The sequence below is a fragment of the Enterococcus sp. HMSC076E04 genome (assembly GCF_001814285.1).
GTDB lineage: Bacteria > Bacillota > Bacilli > Lactobacillales > Enterococcaceae > Enterococcus_B > Enterococcus_B lactis.
In genome coordinates, this window is sequence record NZ_KV815598.1 from 1 (window position 1) to 1024 (window position 1024).

The 1024-nt window shown below is 34.8% G+C and carries 1 protein-coding gene; it reads right to left on the reverse strand.

Annotated features, from left to right (window positions below):
* Positions 1-20: 20 nt before the first annotated feature.
* Positions 21-929, reverse strand: a complete 909-nt coding sequence (locus tag HMPREF2961_RS07320; protein WP_016249814.1) for an IS982-like element ISEfm1 family transposase — start codon at positions 927-929, stop codon at positions 21-23.
* Positions 930-1024 lie beyond the last annotated feature (95 nt).

Genomic DNA, 1024 nt, shown 5'->3' on the forward strand with positions numbered 1-1024 from the left:
ACCCGTGGTGCTAGTTAATTTTAATATCCTAAAGAATATCTCAAAGTTCCTTCAAAACGTCGTTGTGCTCGACTTAATAGAACACTGTAAGCCAGTAATATGCTTTCAAATCTACTCTCTAGCCCTTTAACAGAACGTGAGTTGAAATTTTGACAACCTAATTTTTCTAAGGAAGAACAAACAGTCTCAACTGTTTTTCTTTGTTTTCCAAGTAAGCTGTGGTCTAGTTTTTCTGATTTATCCATGTTTTTACGTGGCGGAACGGATATAGTAATGCCCTTAAGGGCAAACTTTTCATGGATTTTATGGCTAATATATCCTTTGTCCCCTAGGATATTGGGAAGATTCGCTTCTTCCGATAAAGTCTCTAACACTTTCACGTCATGGACACCTGGATTCGTGATTGAGTAAGTAATCGGAAAGCCAGTCTTAGTAACGATCATATGAATTTTAAGACCATAAAAATAAGATTTTTTTGTTGAGTTATAGCCAACTTTGGCTATTTGATTCAATAGTTTTGCTTGTCTATTTCTGACTGGTTTACATAATGGACTAGGAAAACTATCTATAATTCCGACTAGTTCACCTTTGGTGAGCTTCTTGATGAAAAAGTATCGAATAATCTTGATAGTGTAAGCTAAGTTTGAACTTAAGCGAGTGAATCGACTCCTACTAGGAAAGTCACCATTAGGAAATAAGACGGAACAAACCGCTCTATACGTGGCTCTTTGGCTAGTATAGCCATTAATTATGCCCCATATAATACAAGCAATAATCACTGTATCGCGTTGCTTCAGTTGATCAGTATTTCTTCGGTTTTTAATCTTATCTGGTACACAATTATGGTATATGTTAGAAACAGTTCTCATAATTTCCTTGAATGTTATAAAAGTATCTGTATAATGTTCAGTATATTTTGATGAACGCATATGTAGTCCTCATTTCTTGGGAGTTTTGAGACTACTATATGCGTTTTTTTGTTGATTTACCAACATGTTTAGACATTTTCCTCTAGGAAAAAATT

Coding starts and splice junctions, on each gene's coding strand:
- HMPREF2961_RS07320 (WP_016249814.1), bottom strand. CDS start 929: ATGCGTTCATCAAAATATACTGAACATTATACAGATACTTTTATAACA.